19 protein-coding genes are annotated in these 17,307 nt (G+C 60.1%); 3 read left to right on the top strand and 16 right to left on the bottom strand.

The features are described 5' to 3' along the window. Positions 1-81 precede the first annotated feature (81 nt). The 10 genes from ACSMDR_RS08385 to ytfQ form a co-directional block, all read right to left on the bottom strand. Positions 82-429, bottom strand: a complete 348-nt coding sequence (locus ACSMDR_RS08385) for an AzlD domain-containing protein (protein WP_436467902.1) — start codon at positions 427-429, stop codon at positions 82-84. Then, positions 422-1,153, bottom strand: coding sequence for an AzlC family ABC transporter permease (locus ACSMDR_RS08380; protein ID WP_005893666.1), 732 nt, complete (start codon positions 1,151-1,153; stop codon positions 422-424). The genes ACSMDR_RS08385 and ACSMDR_RS08380 overlap by 8 nt, the downstream gene beginning before the upstream one ends. Continuing rightward, positions 1,150-1,680 carry a helix-turn-helix domain-containing protein gene (locus tag ACSMDR_RS08375; RefSeq protein WP_005893665.1) on the bottom strand — a complete coding sequence of 177 codons (531 nt, stop codon included), beginning with the start codon at positions 1,678-1,680 and terminating at the stop codon, positions 1,150-1,152. Before ACSMDR_RS08375 ends, ACSMDR_RS08380 begins: the two co-directional genes overlap by 4 nt. A 176-nt stretch (positions 1,681-1,856) precedes the next feature. After that, positions 1,857-2,081 carry a hypothetical protein gene (locus ACSMDR_RS08370; protein ID WP_436467901.1) on the bottom strand — a complete coding sequence of 75 codons (225 nt, stop codon included), beginning with the start codon at positions 2,079-2,081 and terminating at the stop codon, positions 1,857-1,859. Between the two features lie 5 nt (positions 2,082-2,086). Next, positions 2,087-2,548: a chemotaxis protein CheX gene (locus tag ACSMDR_RS08365; RefSeq protein WP_436467900.1), complete on the bottom strand. Its 462-nt coding sequence runs from the start codon at positions 2,546-2,548 to the stop codon at positions 2,087-2,089. After that, on the bottom strand, positions 2,538-2,996 hold the full coding sequence (zur, locus tag ACSMDR_RS08360; RefSeq protein ID WP_005893662.1) for a zinc uptake transcriptional repressor Zur: 459 nt from the start codon (positions 2,994-2,996) through the stop codon (positions 2,538-2,540). The genes ACSMDR_RS08365 and zur overlap by 11 nt, the downstream gene beginning before the upstream one ends. 165 nt (positions 2,997-3,161) lie before the next feature. Next, positions 3,162-4,175, bottom strand: a complete 1,014-nt coding sequence (yjfF, locus tag ACSMDR_RS08355; protein ID WP_005893660.1) for a galactofuranose ABC transporter, permease protein YjfF — start codon at positions 4,173-4,175, stop codon at positions 3,162-3,164. Beyond that, positions 4,168-5,184, bottom strand: coding sequence for a galactofuranose ABC transporter, ATP-binding protein YtfT (ytfT, locus tag ACSMDR_RS08350; RefSeq protein ID WP_005893657.1), 1,017 nt, complete (start codon positions 5,182-5,184; stop codon positions 4,168-4,170). Before ytfT ends, yjfF begins: the two co-directional genes overlap by 8 nt. Positions 5,185-5,192: 8 nt before the next feature. Next, positions 5,193-6,695: a sugar ABC transporter ATP-binding protein gene (locus ACSMDR_RS08345; protein WP_005893655.1), complete on the bottom strand. Its 1,503-nt coding sequence runs from the start codon at positions 6,693-6,695 to the stop codon at positions 5,193-5,195. Positions 6,696-6,785: 90 nt separating this feature from the next. After that, complete coding sequence (gene ytfQ, locus ACSMDR_RS08340; protein WP_436467899.1) at positions 6,786-7,745, bottom strand: galactofuranose ABC transporter, galactofuranose-binding protein YtfQ; 960 nt, start codon at positions 7,743-7,745, stop codon at positions 6,786-6,788. 552 nt (positions 7,746-8,297) lie between these two features. On the opposite strand from ytfQ, the gene dusA reads away from it, so the two are divergent. Next, the gene (dusA, locus tag ACSMDR_RS08335; RefSeq protein ID WP_436468228.1) at positions 8,298-9,281 is read left to right on the top strand and encodes a tRNA dihydrouridine(20/20a) synthase DusA; all 984 of its coding nucleotides are present in this window, start codon (positions 8,298-8,300) and stop codon (positions 9,279-9,281) included. Between the two features lie 2 nt (positions 9,282-9,283). Then, positions 9,284-9,439 carry a hypothetical protein gene (locus ACSMDR_RS08330; protein ID WP_005893651.1) on the top strand — a complete coding sequence of 52 codons (156 nt, stop codon included), beginning with the start codon at positions 9,284-9,286 and terminating at the stop codon, positions 9,437-9,439. Between the two features lie 124 nt (positions 9,440-9,563). On the opposite strand, the gene ACSMDR_RS08325 is transcribed toward ACSMDR_RS08330, so the two are convergent. Beyond that, on the bottom strand, positions 9,564-9,890 hold the full coding sequence (locus ACSMDR_RS08325; protein WP_436467898.1) for a hypothetical protein: 327 nt from the start codon (positions 9,888-9,890) through the stop codon (positions 9,564-9,566). Between the two features lie 147 nt (positions 9,891-10,037). Continuing rightward, on the bottom strand, positions 10,038-11,642 hold the full coding sequence (locus ACSMDR_RS08320) for a peptide ABC transporter substrate-binding protein (protein WP_436467897.1): 1,605 nt from the start codon (positions 11,640-11,642) through the stop codon (positions 10,038-10,040). A gap of 163 nt (positions 11,643-11,805) precedes the next feature. Between ACSMDR_RS08320 and ACSMDR_RS08315 the strand changes: the two genes are divergently transcribed. Continuing rightward, positions 11,806-12,507, top strand: a complete 702-nt coding sequence (locus tag ACSMDR_RS08315) for a ParB-like protein (protein WP_436467896.1) — start codon at positions 11,806-11,808, stop codon at positions 12,505-12,507. 91 nt (positions 12,508-12,598) lie between these two features. On the opposite strand, the gene ACSMDR_RS08310 is transcribed toward ACSMDR_RS08315, so the two are convergent. The 4 genes from ACSMDR_RS08310 to ACSMDR_RS08295 form a co-directional block, all read right to left on the bottom strand. Continuing rightward, positions 12,599-14,002 (bottom strand): TRAP transporter large permease, encoded by a 1,404-nt coding sequence (locus ACSMDR_RS08310; protein WP_436467895.1) that lies wholly within the window; start codon positions 14,000-14,002, stop codon positions 12,599-12,601. A gap of 5 nt (positions 14,003-14,007) precedes the next feature. Continuing rightward, positions 14,008-14,544, bottom strand: a complete 537-nt coding sequence (locus ACSMDR_RS08305) for a TRAP transporter small permease (RefSeq protein WP_005893642.1) — start codon at positions 14,542-14,544, stop codon at positions 14,008-14,010. 56 nt (positions 14,545-14,600) lie between these two features. Next, positions 14,601-15,587, bottom strand: coding sequence for a TRAP transporter substrate-binding protein (locus ACSMDR_RS08300; protein WP_436467894.1), 987 nt, complete (start codon positions 15,585-15,587; stop codon positions 14,601-14,603). 341 nt (positions 15,588-15,928) lie between these two features. Beyond that, positions 15,929-17,287: a sigma-54-dependent transcriptional regulator gene (locus ACSMDR_RS08295; RefSeq protein ID WP_005893639.1), complete on the bottom strand. Its 1,359-nt coding sequence runs from the start codon at positions 17,285-17,287 to the stop codon at positions 15,929-15,931. Between the last annotated feature and the right edge of the window lie 20 nt (positions 17,288-17,307).

The raw sequence follows: 17,307 nt of genomic DNA, 5'->3' as shown, positions 1-17,307 counted from the left end.
CCCCAATAAAAAAAGAGCCAGCATTCACTGCTGGCTCTTTTTTTTGGGTGATCTGGTCAGGGGCTCTGTTGCACCTTTCTGCTATCGAGTGAGGCTGGCGACTATCTCGACGACGCCGTACATGGCCACGCCGGCAAACACGGGCCAGCCCAGGGAGCGGGTGCGATACCAGACAGCCAGGGTCAGTGCCCCGCCGAGCAGGGTAGCCAGCCAGGAGGTGAAGGTGAGGGTGGCCGGGACCACGGAGACGCCGAACATGGCCGCTATCATGGCCGGGCCCAGCACCCTGAGCCAGATCGGCATGGATTCGACGCTCTCCTGATTGTCGCGGCGATCCAGGTGTCGCTGCATCCAGAGCAGGGGCAGCATTCGCAGCAAGAAGGTGCCTGCCGCCGCGGCGAGCATTGCGAGCCAGAGGGCGCTATCCATGTTGTGTTTCTCCCGTCTTCGAGTTGGCTTCCATCAGGTAGAAGAGGATGGCGCCGCAGATGGCCGCCAGGGGAATGGCCGCGTTGGCAAAGCCCATCATCTTGAGCAGCATGGCCCCCAGGATGGCGCTACCCAGGGTCAGTGACCACTGGCGTGAGGTAAAGCGTGGCGCCAGCAGCACCAGGAACAGGGCAGGGAGTGCGAAGGGCATCACCTCGCCGAGCAGGGGCCAGCGCGCTGTCAGTTGACCGCCCGCGATGGCCCCGAGAGCCGTGCCCCCAATCCAGCTGGCCCAGGCGAGCAGCATGGCCCCCGTGAACCAGCCCAGGCGCTCTGCCGGTGCCAGCTGCGGCAGGCGAGTGTGGGCCAGGGCGAAGATCTGATCCGTCAGGCCGTGCATCAGCCATGGCCACCACCGGCTGCGGGGCAGATAGGGGGCCAGATTCGGTCCATAGACCAAGTGGCGGGCATTGATCAGCAGGGTCATGACCACCACCAGCCAGAGCGGCGCCCCCGAGGCCACCATGGCCACGAACAGGAACTGCGATGCCCCTGCATAGATGAGGGTGGAGACGATCACGGCTTCCCATGGGCTGAAGCTGGCCTGGATGGCGATCAGGCCGAAGGAGATGGCGACCGGGATATAGCCTCCCAGCAGGGGTACTGCCTCGAGCAGCCCCCTGACGAAGGGGCGCTTGTCGCGAGTCTTGATTTCCTGGGTCATTTGGCGTTCCCCTTGCTTGCGTAGACGATGGTGACCAGCAGGGTGACCCAGGTCTCCCCGGCGCGATAGAGATGGGGCTGATCGGCGGGGAAGGTGTGGCTCTCCCCCGGTTTCAGCAGCCTGATGTTCCCTTCCGTGCCCACCTCAAGCTGGCCGCTGATGATGGTGATGGATTCGGACGACCCTGGTGAGTGAGGCTCGGCGCGTCGCTGTGCGTGGGGGGCGCAGGACATCCAGTAGACATCCACATGGGGGTCATCCGTGCCCTGATCGATCAGCCTGACCTGCATGCCGTCGTCGAAGACGGGGGCGCAGATGGGGGCTACCAGGTTACCGAACGGCACATTGAGCTGAATGGCGATGCGCCAGACGGTATCCAGGGTGGGGTTGCCGCACCCCTGCTCCAGGCGCGACAGATTTGACTTGGCGATGCCGGCATCCTGGGCCAGTTGGGAGAGAGACAGGCCCCGGGCCAGCCGCAACGCCTGGAGGTGGCGTCCCAGGGTATCGAGAAGGGGTTTATCCATGACAGGTTCCTGTTCGTTATATAGAACGTTCCATATATTGAACGTTTTATATAACGAACGATAAGATGTCAAATGCTTTGGCGCGGCCATCCCCATCAGGGAGAGGCAAGGGGGCGGGGGCTTTCGAAATGAGAGAGACCGGCATGGGCCGGCCTCTTTTTGTCAGCGGTACGCGTTCAGAGCGGGTCGGTGGCGGGCTTGCCCGCCAGACCATACCAGTGGAACTGAGTCTCACCGGCGTGCCAGGAGAAAGTGGCCCAAGGGTGCTTGTTCTCCCAGCGTGGGAAGCTGATGTCCACCTTGTTATCCTGGTAGCGATAGATGGAGGTGCTGAGCTCGATATCCGAGAGGATCAGCAGCAGGATCCAACCGATAAAAAACCACTTCAACAGTGTCCACATGGTCGTTACTCGAAGCAGATTTCGATGGTGGCTCGGCCATACTCGGACTCGAAAGGCATCATTATCTTGCTGCCATCCGCCTTGTGAGTGATGGTGTGATTCGGGCCTGAAACGATCACCGGGGTGGCCATGTCGAACTCATAGCCCTTCTCCCCCAGCATGCGCTTGGCGCCGCCGGTGACCATGTTGGTGATCTCCCCCACCATGTCGGTGACCTCCTCGTTGATGGTGGTCGGCGCCTCCCCCAGCATGCGGCGCATGATCTCCAGTGCCAGCCCCTTCTCGAAGCTGATGGAGAGTGACCCCCGAGTCTGGGGACCTACCATGCCGATGAGGCCTGAGACATCACCGCGGGCCAGCTCATCAGTCTTGCGCTTGGGTTTACCCGGAGTCAGCTCGAGCTGGGCCATGGTAGAGAGCACATTGAGCAGGGAAATCAGGAACGGATTGACAAAATCAGCCTTCATGTTGACTTCCTACAGGAGGCGCGCAGCGAACGCATTGCCCGTGGGCCTCGATGGTTTTGTTGGTAATAATAAAGCCGTGCTGACGAGCCTGCTCGGAGAATGCATGGTCGATGGCATCATCATGCAACTCGACCACATCACCGCAGCGATCGCAGATCAGCAGCTGCATGGGGTGGGCATGGCCGAAATGGCAACAGAAGATGAAGGCATTGAGGGACTCCACCTTGTGGGCAAATCCCTGCTCGAGCAGGAAATCCAGGGCTCGGTAGACGGTTGGCGGCTTGGCATTGGCTTCAGTTTTTTGCAACTGGGCCAGCAGGTCATAGGCGCTGATGGCGTTGCCATGGGCGGCCAGCAGACGAAATACCTGGCGTCGGGTCGGAGTAAAGCGGATGCCCCGTTGTTGGCAGAGACGCTCGGCTGCTTGTAGGAGTTGGTCTTGATTCATGATCACGTTAATGCCCTGTATCGTCTGCGGATACTAACATAGGGGCTCTTGGCGCGTGGCGTCAAAATTGATTTTGTGATGGCTGCCACGTCCTGACGCTGACACTGCCAGCGCCACACTGATGACCTGTGGCAGATTCAACTGGCGCAGGTCATCAGGGGGTCATCAGTCACTGGCGTCGGCAGCAGGGGCTTTTCGGGTGAACGGACTCGGTTTGTTGGCTTTCCGGTGCTCCGAAAACAGGATCAACATGCGTTGCAAGCCAATGAAGCTGAACAGCAATACCCCGATGATGATCTTGGTCCACCAGGAGCTGAGGGTGCCGTCGAAGTTGATATAGGTCTGGATCAGGCCCTGGATAAGGACGCCAAACAGCGAGCCAAACACGGTGCCCACACCGCCACTGAGCAGGGTGCCGCCTATCACCACGGCGGCGATGGCATCGAGCTCGACGCCGACGGCTGCCAGTGGATAGCCTGCCGAGGTGTAGAGCGCAAAGACTATGCCCGCCAGGGTGGCCAGGGTGGTGGAGAGCAGATAAATGCGGATCGTGGTCTGGCGCACCGGGATCCCCATCAGGGCCGCCGAGGCTGCATTGCCGCCGATGGCATAGACATTGTTGCCAAAGCGGGTGCGGTGGGCGAGCAACATGCCAAGCAAGACCACGGCCAGCATGATCAGGGCGAGCAGGCTCAAGCGTCCGCCGCCGGCCAGCTTCCATGAGAGACCGGACAGATAGGTGAAGGTCGGGTGATCGATGGGCAGGGACTGCTCCGAGATGAGAAAGCTGGCCCCTCGCAGAAAGAACATGCCCGCCAGGGTGATGATGAAGGCGGGGATCTTGAGGGTATCAATCAGCCAGCCCATACAGGCACCAAAAGCGGCGCCCAGCAGCAGGATCAGGGGAATGGCCAGATAAGGGCTGACCCCCAGATCGCCGATGAGCTTGGCCAGCAAGACCCCGGTGAAGGCGATCACGGCGCCGACCGAGAGGTCTATGCCGCCAGAGAGGATGACGAAGGTCATGCCTACCGCCACTATCCCGAGAAAGGCATTGTCCGTCAGTATGTTGCAGATGATGCGAGTGGACAGAAAGGCGGGGAAGGCGAGCAGACACACCAGATAGCCCACCACAAATACCAGGATGGTCACCATCAGGGGGAGGTTGCGTTTAAACATGGCGAGGCCCTCGCTGGAACAGGTGGCCGAGGGAGGGGGATTGCATGATGAGCACGGTCAGCACCACGATGGCTTTGACGATCTGATTCCACTGCGGCTGATAGCCGGAGAGCAGGATCCCCGTGTTGACTCCCTGAATGATTAAGATGCCCACTAGGGAAAGGGCGAGATTGAAGCGCCCGCCCATCAGCGAAGTACCCCCAATCACCACCGCCAGTATGGCGTCCATTTCCAGCCAGAGGCCGGCATTGTTGGCATCTGCCCCCTTGATGTCTGCCGCGACTATCATGCCGGCAACGGCAGCCAGCATGCCGCTGACGAGATAGGTGGATATCACCACCATGGCCGTGTTCAGGCCCGCATTCTTGGCTGCCTTGATGTTGATCCCCACTGCCTCGATGAAGAGCCCGAGGGCGGTGCGTTTGGTCAGCAACCAGATCAGCAGCGCCGCCATCAGAGTGATGACCACGGGGGTGGGCAGATAGCCGAAGGAGCCGCTGCCGAGCCAGGCCAGGGCCTCGTTGTTGAAGGTGATGATCTGCCCCTCGGTGATGAGTTGGGCAATGCCACGGCCCGCCACCATCAGGATCAGGGTTGCGACTATGGGCTGGATCTGGAAGATGGCCACCAGAATGCCATTCCACAGGCCGCACAGCAGACCGACGCCGATCACGGAGCAGAGAATGACGGGGATGCTGTGACCGCTGGCGGCCATGCTCGCCATGGTTGCTCCACTGATTGCCATCACGGCCCCGACGGAGAGGTCGATGCCGCCCGTGGCAATGACCAGGGTCATGCCAAGGGAGAGCAGGGCAACCGGGGCGCAGCGGTTGAGGATGTCGATCAGGCTGCCAAAGAGGCGCCCATCCTGAATGTGGACGTTAAAAAAGTTGTCGGCGACCAGGGCATTGATCAGCAGCACGCAGAGCAGGGCGCCGCATTGGGCCGTGCCGGTTGGCAGGCGCTTGTGCGTTCTCTTGCTGGGCAGCGGGAGTATGGATGACGTCATATCGAGCCTCACATGGCGATGGCGGTCATGATGGCGGGCACGGAGAGTTGATCCGTCGCCAGTTCTGCCACCTGCTTTCTGTCTCGTAATACGATCACCCTATCGGCATACCCCACCAACTCCTCCAGCTCGGACGAGATGACCAGCAGGGCCAGGCCATTGGCGCAGAGTGACTCAATCAGGCGGATTATCTCGGCATGGGCCCCCACATCTATGCCCCGGGTGGGCTCGTCCAGGATCAGAAATTGCGGCTTGGTCAGCAGCCAGCGGGCCAGCAGCACCTTCTGCTGATTGCCCCCGGACAGATACTGAATGGGCTGCTCCGGCCCCGGGGTCTTGATCGCCAGCTGCTCTATGAAGCGTGCCGTGATATCGTCCTGCTCCTTGCGAGAGAGGGGGCGCAGCCAGCCGCGCTGGGCTTGCAGGGCCAGCACTATGTTTTCTCGCACCGAGGCCGAGGCGATGATGCCGGCGTTTTTGCGATCCTCCGGGCAAAAGCCAAACCCATGGGCGGAAGCGCTGCGAGCGGAGCGGATCGAGACGACCTTATCCCGCACCCTGCACTCGCCACTGTCTGTTGCCTGAATGCCAAAGAGCAGCTCTGCGGTTTCGGTGCGACCGGATCCGAGCAGACCGGCCAAGCCGACTATCTCCCCCGGCATCACTGCCAGGTCGAAGGGAGCCACCACCCCCTTCTTGCCATAATTTTTGAATGAAACCATAGGCTTGTTGCTACGCAGAGTCTTGCCGGCACGCTGGAGAGCGTTGTCTGCCAGCTCGTGGCCCAGCATCATCTTGACCAGTTCCAGTTGTGGCAGCGCGGCGGTCGGATGTGTCCCGACCAATTCGCCATTGCGCAGCACTGTGATGCGGTCGCTGACCTCATACACCTGATCGAGAAAATGGGTAATGAAAATCAGGCTGACCCCTCTCTCCCTGAGGTCGCGCATGATGGCAAACAGCATCTGCACCTCACTGGTATCCAGGCTTGCCGTCGGCTCATCGAGGATCAGGATCTTGACCGATTGGGAGATGGCTCGCGCGATGGCGACAATCTGCTGCATGGCAACCGAGTAGTGCCCCAGCGGCAGTGAGACATCCATCTCGAAGCCGTAGCTGGCCATGATGGCGCTGGCTTGCCTGGCCATGGTGGCACGGTCGATGAGGCCGAACCGCCGGGGTTCGTGACCGATGAACAGATTGTCGGTCACCGACATGTTGGGCAGCAGATTGACCTCCTGGTAGACGGTGCCAATCCCCAGGCGCTGGGCGTGGGCCGTGTCCGTGGGGATTATCTGGTGGCCATCGAGCAGGATGCGTCCGGCATCGAGTGGATAGACGCCGGTGAGGGCCTTGACCAGGGTCGATTTGCCCGCCCCATTCTCGCCAAGCAGGGCCATTATCTCCCCTCGTCTGAGGGAGAAATCGACCTTGTGCAGTGCCCTGACTCCCGGAAAGGCTTTGCAAATTCCGATGGCGTTCAATACTGCGGTGTCATTGTTCTCTGGCATGGAAATATGTGCTCCAACATAAAACGCCATATAAGGTGCGATGCTTATATGGCGCCCTATAAAAATAACCACATCATCATGCTGGTCGTATTAATAACCCATGCTCTTTTTCATCTCGAGCTGAGCCTGTGCGCTGTCAGGTTGGAACAGAATTGATTTGGTCTTGATGTTCTTTGGCGGCACGCTGCCATCTTTTTTATAGGCGAGCAGTGCATCAAAGGCGGGGCCAGCCATATTTGGGGTCAATTCAACCGAAGCATTGGTTTCGCCAGCTATCATGGCCTTGAATATATCTGGTACGCCATCGATGGAAACAATTTTGATATCTTTACCCGGTTTCAGTCCGGCCTCTTTAATGGCCTGAATGGCGCCTATCGCCATGTCGTCATTATGGGCATAGACGGCGCAGATATTCTTGCCATTGCTCTCGGCTTTGATGAAGCTCTCCATGACCTCTTTACCCTTGCTGCGGGTAAAGTCGCCGGACTGGGTGCGGATGATCTTGATGGTCGGCACCGCCGCTACCGCATCGAGGAAACCTTTCTTCCTGTCCAGGGCCACGCTGGCACCGACAGTGCCTTGCAATTCAACGACATTGCAGGCCTGGCCATTGAGCTGCTTGATAAGCCACTCGGCCGCTACGGCCCCTTCATGCACGCTGTCTGCCGCCACGCCCGTCATGAAGAGGGAGTTGTCCTTGGTCGTGATATTTCTATCAAGCAAAAAGACGGGGATCTCTGCCTCTTTCGCCTCCTGAAGAACAGGGTCCCAGCCGGTCTGGACGACGGGGGCAATAAAAATGGCATCCACACCCTGTGCAATAAAAGAGCGAATTGCCTTGATCTGGTTCTCTTGTTTTTGCTGGGCATCGGCAATTTTCAGTGTAATGCCACGTTTTTCTGCTTCACTCTTGGCGACGGAGGTTTCTGCCGCGCGCCAGCCTGATTCGGATCCAATTTGTGAAAACCCCACCGTCATGTTGGCAGAATACACAGTACCCGAGAGTAGAATGGCACTAATGACCCCAGCCAGCTTTATCTTCTTATACATATGACACTCCTTTGCTATGCGCTATGAAATAAACAGGGTTGGGTTATTTGTTATTGTGAAACTCAAGGGTAGAGACTCCCTGAATTGGTGACGGGAGGTGGCTCACAGAAAATTTTCAGCAGCATAATCCTTCATACAAACAGCAGGTAAGTTCATATATCCAGCAGGCCCCCCTTTGATTTGTTTGCATATTAATTCCAACCGCCGACCATGTTGTCCACACTGGGCCTGCCAGCATGACGACGGCAGGGAGAAGGGGCATCTGGGCTGGTCGCCTCTTCGATGCCCTTCTCCATCTGCCCAAAGCGGGCCTTCCCCTGTATACTCTCACCTCTTCAAGGCACCCAAGGGTGCGCCAAAAGAGTGCAAGCCAGCTTTTGCTGGCTTCGTTCGTTGCATGGATACGCCGTCTGTCGCGACGCCTGGCGCCTGAATCGCTCCTTTGGGTGAGCTGCAGATATAGATACATCACTGGATATGCCGTACATGACTCAGCAACAGCACAATGATCAACACCCTCGTTCAGCTAGCCTGGCAGAGCCTGCCAAGGCGCTGACAGCCCAACGGTTTTCCATTGCGCCCATGCTGGACTGGACCGACCGGCACTGCCGTTACTTTCACCGCCTGATGAGCCGCCAGACCCTGCTCTATACCGAGATGGTCACCACGGGGGCCATCATTCACGGCAAGGGTGATTATCTGGGTTATAGCGAGCAGGAGCATCCACTCTCCCTGCAACTGGGTGGCAGCAATCCGGTGGATCTGGCTCATTGCGCCAAGCTGGCCCAGGAGCGTGGTTATGACGAGATCAACCTGAATGTGGGTTGCCCCTCGGATCGGGTGCAGAACGGTCGCTTTGGGGCCTGCCTGATGGGTGAACCGGCCCTGGTGGCCGATTGCGTCAAGGCGATGCGCGACGTGGTGGACATTCCAGTGACGGTGAAGACCCGGATCGGCATCGACGATCAGGACTCTTACGAGTTTTTGCAGGCTTTCGTCGAGCAGGTGCGGGATGCCGGTTGCGATACCTTCATTGTCCATGCCCGCAAGGCTTGGCTGAGCGGTCTTAGCCCCCGCGAGAACCGCGAGATCCCGCCACTGGATTACGAACGGGTCTATCGGGTCAAACGGGATTATCCCGAACTGACCATCGCCCTCAACGGCGGCGTCACCACGCTGGAAGATAGCCTGAACCATCTGGCCCGGCTCGATGGGGTCATGATGGGTCGTGAGGCTTACCAGAATCCTTATATCCTGGCCGACGTTGACAGTCAGTTGTTTGGCCAGACGGGAGCCGTGCCTTCCCGTCATCAGGTGGTGCATATGATGTTGCCCTACATAGAGCAGGAGCTGGCCAAGGGCAACTATCTCTCCCATGTGACTCGCCATATGTTGGGGCTGTTCCAGAATATGCCGGGCGCCCGCGCCTGGCGTCGCCACCTGAGCGAGAATGCCTGCAAGCAGGGGGCCGGTATCCAGGTCGTGCTGGATGCCATGGCCAAGGTACCGGAATATCGCGCCGAAGGGGTGGTGTGAGCATGGGTCGCCCACGCTTTACCGGATCCTGGCTGCACAAGGCGCTGGTCCGCCTCTGTGTCGGCATGCTGGCTATTCTCGGCATCAAGCTGAGTGCCCTCTACCTGCTAGGCGCCGCGCTGGTATTTGGCTTGCACCGGGATCACTTCTTCGATTAAGTGCCAGCACGCAGACAAACCCCGCCTTGAGCGGGGTTTTTTATTGCCGCCAACCACCAATTATCCCAGCGGAGCTGGGGTTGAGTCTATGCGGCATGGGGGACGGGGCGACAGCGAGAGGGGATCAGCCTTGATCGGGTATGAAGTCGTGGACTTCGCCGCGTCTGGGTTTGAAGCGGGGATCGGTTCCATTGCTCTGTTTGGCCAAGTCCATGCTCTGGCAGAAGCTTTCGCCTTTCTCATATTCGGCGCGCACCAGATCGATGGCACGCTCCGCCTGGCGGCGATCTTGCTTGCTCGCCTTGCGATTGCTGAACACCTGCTGTTGATCCAGCATCCAGTGCTGGAAGGCCTGGCGACACTCGTCCTCGTTATTATTTTGAGGCGCGCCATGGGTGACAGCCTGAGCGAAGGGGCTGAGCAGGGATAAGAGCAGGAGAATACGTGGCATGTTGGCTGAGTAAGTTATCACTAAGTTGCTGATTAACGGCTATTTTATGAGGTAATTTTGCCTGGGTACAGGACAAAGACAGCAAGAGGCTGGCTGATGTCTGTCCAACGGGGTGGCCGCGCAGTGGCGGCCACCGGGCCGGGCTGCTTAGTGGGCAAGCAGATAGAGCTGGCGACTGTAGGCCACATCTTCCGGGTTGTTGATGGGGTACCCCTTGAGCCAGGGTTTGATCAGCCTGGCATTGGTGTACTGGTAGATGGGAGCTATGGGGGCCTGCTCCTGCAACAGGGTTTCGGCTTTGTCGAATAGCTTGCTGCGGCTGGCCTGATCCCTGCTGTGTGATGCCTGATCCAGCAAGGCGTCGTAGTCCGGGCTGGCGAAGCGGGCCATGTTGCCGCTGTTACTGCTGCGCCACAACTCGAGGAAGGCGGAGGGGTCGTTGTAGTCGGCGACCCAGGAGGAGCGGATCACCTGGAACTGGCCGCTTTGACGGCTGTCGAGATAGCTTTTCCACTCTTGATTGGTGAGTTGCACCTTGGCGCCGAGTTTCTGCTTCCACATGCTGGCAACGGCCAGTGCCAGCTTCTTGTGCACCTCGGCCGTGTTATAGAGCAGGGTCAGCTCCAGGGGATGGGCCGGGCCATAGCCTGCTTCGGCCAATAGCCGTTTGGCCTGGGCATCGAGCTCGTCCTGGCTCAGGGTCGAGAGCGGATTTGGCTTGGGGCTGAAGTGGGCAGTCACATCCGGGGTGAAGTGATAGGCCGGCTTCTCCCCTGTGCCCAGTACCTTGCTGGCGATGAGCTGCCTGTCGATGGCATAGGAGAGCGCCTTGCGCACTCGCACATCATCGAGGGGAGCCTGGCGGGTATTGAAGGCGTAGTAGTAGGTGCCGAGCTGCTCCGGTGTGTAAACCTCGGCCGGGATCTCCTTGATAAGCTTGGCGTAGCGCTCCTTGGGGAACGACTCTGTGATGTCGATGTCCCCGGCCAGGTAGCGTTGGGTCGCCGCGCTCTCCTGATTGATTGGCAAGAAAGTCACCTTGGTCAGCACAGTGTGGGCGTTGTCCCAGTAGTGGGGATTGGGCCGCAGCTCGAGCCGCTCGTTGACCACGCGCTCAGCCAGCACGAAGGCGCCATTGCCGACCAGCTTGCCGGGCTGGGTCCAGGCGCTGCCTTCGCTCACTATGCTGGCCTCATGCAGGGGGGAGAGGCTGGGGTGGGTCAGCAGATTGAGGAAATAGGGCACAGGTTGCGAGAGGGTCACCTTGAGTGTGTGATCATCGACGGCCTCGACCCCGAGCCGGTCCGGGTTCAGTTCACCGGCCACTATCTTGTCCACGTTGTCGAAATGGGCGAGCTGGGCAAACCAGGCGAAGGTCGCGGCCTCCTTGGGATCGACCAGCCGGCGCCAGCTGTAGACAAAATCGCTGGCGGTGACCGGATCTCCGTTTGACCAGGCGGCGTCCTTGCGCAGCTCGAACAGGAAGTGCTGGTTGTCATCGCTGCGCCAGTGCTGGGCTACCCCGGGCTGGACGCTGCCGTCAGCCCCCTGGGTCAGCAATCCTTCGAACAGATCCCGCACGACCTGCAATTCGGGCAGGCCGACCAGTTTGAGGGGGCTCAGGCTGCTGGGTTCATCCTTGAGATGGCGCACCAGACTCTGATCGGCGGCGAGTTTGGTATCGGATGGGATATCGGCGGCCTGGGCCGAGCCCATGGCCAGCAGTAACAGCAAGGGGCGCCATCCTGTCATGGTCGGATCCTTAAATGTGAAGCGGGGAGAAAAGTCGGCGATAAATGCTCGCCTGTTGCTGGGGAAACATGATATCCCCAATGCTGGTCAGACCGCCAGCGGTCGGCAAGGCGCTTATGGACCCTTTTTATCGGGTGTGAACAGGATCGGGTGAGGGAAGAGGATGAGACTAGGGTGGTTGTTACTGGGGTTGCTGAGTCAGGGCGCCTGGGCACTGGATACCTGTCAGTCGAGCAGCCCGGTGGGAAGCTGGTGTCAGGTGAGCATAGCCAAGCTGCACCCGACCCAAGCGGGCGTAGGCCAGTTGCAGGTGGACGAGACAGCGCGCGAACTGGTGGGCAAGTCTGCCAAGCAGCTCGACAAGTTGATGAAGAAGAAGGAGATCCCCATCGTCATAGCCCCGGATGGCGGCTATTGGCTGGTGGACCGTCATCACCTCACCACGGCACTCTGGCAATCGGGCATCAAGGAAGCCCGGGTCAAGGTGATAGCCCGGCTGCAAGACAAGGGCTCATTCTGGAGTCAGATGCAGAACAATCATTGGGCCTGGCTCAAGAATGAGCAGGGCCAGCCCATCACTCCCCAGCAGTTGCCGACCCGTATAGGTACTCTGCCTGACTATCCTTATCGTACCCTGGCGGGGCTGCTGCAGGACGCCGGTTACTTCCAGAAGAACAAGCGGGTCTACTTCGTCGAGTTTGCCTGGGCGAGCTGGCTGGGTCAGCAGATGCAATGGCAGCCCGTCACGCAAACCAACTTGGCCGCCAGTCTGCAGCAGGCCAAGCGGCTTGCCTGCAGTCGCGGCGCCGATGCGTTGCCCGGCTATCCTGGCAAGCAGTGCAGCACCAATCCACCGCGCAGCTGAACTGCCCTGACTGGTCGCCCTCGGGCGGTTTTGCCTTGAAAAAAAGCGCCACCCCTGGGGTGGCGCTTGGCATTGGTGGCATGGGTGCCTGTCAGGGCGCCGGCAGACTGGGGCCATCCAGATATTCGGGCAGGAACAGGGTGATCTGCGGCACATAGGTGATCAGCATGAGGAACAGCAGCAGGAAACCGACCCAGGGCAGGCAGGCGCGGATCACCCACCCCATGCTCTGCCCCGTGATCCCCGCGGTCACGAACAGGTTGAGCCCCACAGGGGGCGTCAGCATCCCTATCTCCATGTTGATCACCATGATGATCCCCAGATGGATGGGGTCTATGCCCAGCTGCATGGCGATGGGGAACAGGATGGGCGCCATGATCAGCACGATGGCCGAGGGCTCCATAAAGTTACCCGCCAGCAGCAGCAAGATGTTGACCACGATGAGGAAGCCCCAGGCAGGCAGACCCCAGGCGATGATGGTCTCGGCGATGGCATGGGGGATCCGCTCGGAGGTGAGCACGTGGGCGAACAGCATGGCGTTGCTGATGATGAACAGCAGCATGATGCTCACCTTGGCGGCATCGCGCACCACATGACCCACTTCCCCGTTGAAGGGGGACTTGAGCAGGGAGATCGGCAGCAGCACCAGGTTGCGCAGGCTGGCGGCGACCAGGGATTCCCCCTCGTTGCGCCAGGCCACCCCCTTGAGCGGACCTATGTCGCGATAGCCATAGACGGCAATGAAGAAGGCGTAGACTGCCGCCACAGCGGCGGCCTCGGTCGGGCTGGCGATGCCTCCGTAGATGGAGCCCAGCACCAGTATGATGAGGAAGAGACCGCCGAGGGCCTTGCCACCGCTGCCAAGCAGGGTGATGAGCCCCGGGAAGGGCTGGCTCGGCAAGCCTTTGATGCGGGCCACTACATAGATGACCACCATGATGAGCCCCCCCATCATGAGCCCGGGCAGGAAGCCCGCCATAAACATGCGCGATGCCGATACTTCGGTCGCCGCGGCATAGACCAGCATGACGATGGAGGGAGGGATCAGTATCCCCAAGGTGCCAGCGTTGGCGATCACTCCGGCGGCAAAGGCCTGGGGGTAACCGGAGCGGACCATGCCCGCGATGACGATGCTGCCGATGGCGGCCACGGTCGCAGGGCTCGAGCCGCACACGGCGGCGAACAGCATGCAGGCCATGACGGAGGCCATGGCGAGGCCACCACGGATATGGCCGACGGAGTCCATGGCGAAGTTGATGATCCGCTTGGCCACGCCACCGGTCGACAAGAAGGCTGACGACAGCACGAAGAAGGGAATGGCCAGCAGGGTGTAGTGCTCCGAGGTCGCCTCGAACAACTTGAGCGCCAGGGAGGCGAGGGAGTCGTTGGAAAAGAGCAGTATGGTAGTGACGCTGGAGAGGCCGAGGGCCACCGCGATGGGCATGCCGAGCAACATGGTGAGGATCAGCAGGGTAAACAGGGTCAGGGTTGCCATTGTGCTTATACCTTCTGATTCGGGTCATTGTCGATGAGGTGCATGCTCTCGCGCGCCTCATCGGCCAGGGCGAAGCCCTGCATCTGGCCGCGCCATACCATGACACCGACCCCGAAGAAGCGGAAAAACAGCAGCGCCAGACCGATGGGCAGAATGCTCATGGCCTGCCAGCGCAGAATGGGCAGATCCTCCATCTCGATGCCGATCATCTTGAGTTTGGTCAGGTAGACCCAGGCGCCGTAGAAGTAGAAACCGCAGTAGAGCAGGCAGAGGCCAACGGCCAACAGGGTGAGGCGGCGTTGCCAATGGCTGGGGAGCACCTTGATGAAGGCATCCACCCCGATATGAGCCCCGACTCGCACTCCCCATGAGGCGCCAAACAGCACCATCCATGCACAGAGGTTGAGGGTCAGCTCCTGTGCCCAGAGCAGGCCGGTGTCGAAGAAGAAGCGCAGCACCACTTCGATGAAGACCAGCAGTGTTGTGCTGACCAGGAGCAGACCTATGATGGTCTCCTCCAGCTGATAAATGAGTTTTTTCATAGGATAATTCCTGAGAGAGCCCCCGCCTTTGGTGGCAGGGGCCTTCTGGTTCCTGACTACTGATTGGCGGCGACGGCGGCGTCGATGAGTTCCTTGCCGATGGCCCCTTCAAACTGCTTCCAGACCGGCTTCATGGCCTCCACCCACTGGTTGCGTTCGGCATCGGTCAGGGTGATCAGCTGGCTCTTGCCGGAGGCGAAGATGGCCGCCTTGTCTTCACTGTCTTTCTCGGCGGCAATCTTGTTGCCGAAGGTGACGGATTCATCCAGCGCTTTTTTGAGCTCGCTACGCACATTGTCTGGCAGGCCGTTCCAGAACTCGGCGTTGGTGACTATCAGGTAATCCAGCACCCCGTGGTTGGTCTCGGTGATATAGGGCTGCACCTCGAAGAACTTCTGGGAGTAAATGTTGGACCAGGTGTTCTCCTGGCCATCGATGGCCTTGGTTTGCAGCAGGGTGAACACCTCGGCGAAGGGCTTTTTCACCGGCACGGCATGGATGGCTTCAAACTGGGCGGCCAGCACGTCCGAGGTCTGGATGCGGAACTTCTTGCCCTTGGCATCCGCCGGGGTCTTGAGGGGGTTGCTGGCGGAGATCTGCTTCATGCCGTTGTGCAGGTAGCCCAGACCCACCAGGCCATATTTTTCGAGGGAGCCCAGCATGGCCTGGCCCTCCTTGCCCTGCTGGAATCGGTCGACGGCGGCCATGTCGTTGAACAGGAAGGGCAGGTCGAAGATCTGCAGCTGATCCGTGTATTTCTGGAACTTGGAGAGGGAGGGGGCGATCATCTGCACGTCACCGAGCAGCATGGCTTCGAGCTCCTTGCCATCCCCGAACAACTGGGAACTGGGATAGACCTTGACCTCTACCTGTCCCTTGAGGCGCTCATCCACCAACTTCTTGAAGTGGTTTGCCATCTGGCCTTTGGGGGTGTTGTCTGCCACTACGTGGGAGAACTTGAGTTCTATGGGGGCGGCGATGGCCGAGGAGATGCCAAGCGCCAGGGTGAGGGCTGCGGTCAGGGCGCGGGTTCTGAAGGTCATTGTGGTCATCCTTGTGTGTGGGTTCAGGTCATTCCCATTAATCATGGCAACTTGCGTGCCAGAAGGATCAATTTAGCAACATTCCATTAACCGCGGGCCGTGGCTGGTCATGGCCGGGTGAGAGGAGGGGCGAAAAGGGGGTGGGAATCCCCCCATAGGCGGGATGGCGCGGGTGGGGATCCGCCCATGAGGAGGGCGATGCGACAGCCCGAATGGTGAAATGTGGGGGGAGAAGGGGCCGCTATGCCTCGACTATCCCCTCTCTCCTGTCTTCTCTCGGCGAAAGCAGGGGCGCGGCGAGAGAGGCCAGGCAAGTGCTCGCTCTTTGCACATTCTGAGGTTCAAGACGCCTCGCCTGTGTCGTCTCCGAGCTTGTAATCCTGCTTGTCGAGGCCATATTTGCGCATCTTGTCGTACAGGGTCTTGCGCGGCAGGCCGAGCACCTCCTGAACCTCTTTCAGGCGCCCGCGATGCTGGCTAAGGGTGTCGGTCAGCAGGATGCGCTCGAACCGGTCGACCTGTTCGGCCAGGGTCAGGGCCTCGCAACCCAGGCTGAGATCGGCAAAGGCCCCCTCTTCTCCCATCAGCACGCAGCGCTCGGCCAGGTTGCGCAGCTCGCGCACGTTGCCCGGCCAGTCGTGGGCCAACAGCCAGGCGCGTTGCTCTGCACCCAGGCGCGGCGGCGCCAGCTGGTAGCGGGTAGCGGCCACCCGCAGGAAGTTCTCGAACAGGAGGGGCACATCCTCCTTGCGTTCGCGCAATGGGGGGATATCCACCCTCACTACGTTGAGTCGGTAATAGAGGTCGGCGCGAAAAGTGCCCTGCTCGACCAGCTTCTTCAGATCCATCTTGCTGGCAGCCAGTACCCGTATGTCCAGGGTGATCAGCTGGTTGGTGCCGAGCGGTTCTACCTTTCTGTCTTCCAGCACCCGCAGCAGCTTGATCTGCAACGCCATCGGCATGCTCTCAATTTCGTCGAGGAAGAGGGTGCCCTTGTCGGCCCAGACTATCTTGCCGACCCGTCGCTTCTGGGCACCCGTAAAGGCGCCAGCCTCGAAGCCAAACAGCTCGCTCTCTATCATGGTCTCGGGCACGGCGCCGCAGTTGATGGCGACGAAGGGCTCGGCGGCGCGCACCGAATGGTCGTGCAGGAAGCGGGCGACCAGCTCCTTGCCGCACCCCGTCTCGCCCATGATGAGCACGTCGGCGGGGGCATCCTTGATGTGGGTGAGGATCTGGCGCAGCCGCTTGATGGCCGGGTGGGCGCCGAGCAGTCTGGGGCCCGGTCCGCTCTGGGCTTCCAGTTCGCTGCGCAGTTCGCGATTTTCCAGCACCAGGCGCCGCTTGTCACTGGCGCGGCGCACGACTTCCAGCAACTGTTCGGTGCCGAACGGCTTCTCGATGAAGTCGTAGGCACCCAGGCGAATGGCCTGCACCGCCGTCGAGATATCCCCATGGCCGGTGAGCAGTATCACCGGCAGCTCGGGGTCACGGCGCATGATCTCTTCGAGCAGGGCGATGCCGTTCATGCCGGGCATGTTGATGTCGCTGATGATGATGCCGGGCCACTGCGCCCGGATATGGGGCAGGGCCTCGGTGGCGCTGGCGAAGGTGGTGACCTGCCACTGGGCCAGCTCCAGGGTCTGGCCGAGGGAGAGCCGCAGGTGATGTTCATCGTCGATCAGCATGACTTGGTTCATGTCGGCCTCCTCGAGGGCGT

The sequence above is a fragment of the Aeromonas molluscorum genome (assembly GCF_051376105.1).
Taxonomy (GTDB): Bacteria; Pseudomonadota; Gammaproteobacteria; order Enterobacterales; family Aeromonadaceae; genus Aeromonas; species Aeromonas molluscorum.
This window is presented reverse-complemented; position numbering and strand designations above follow the sequence as displayed.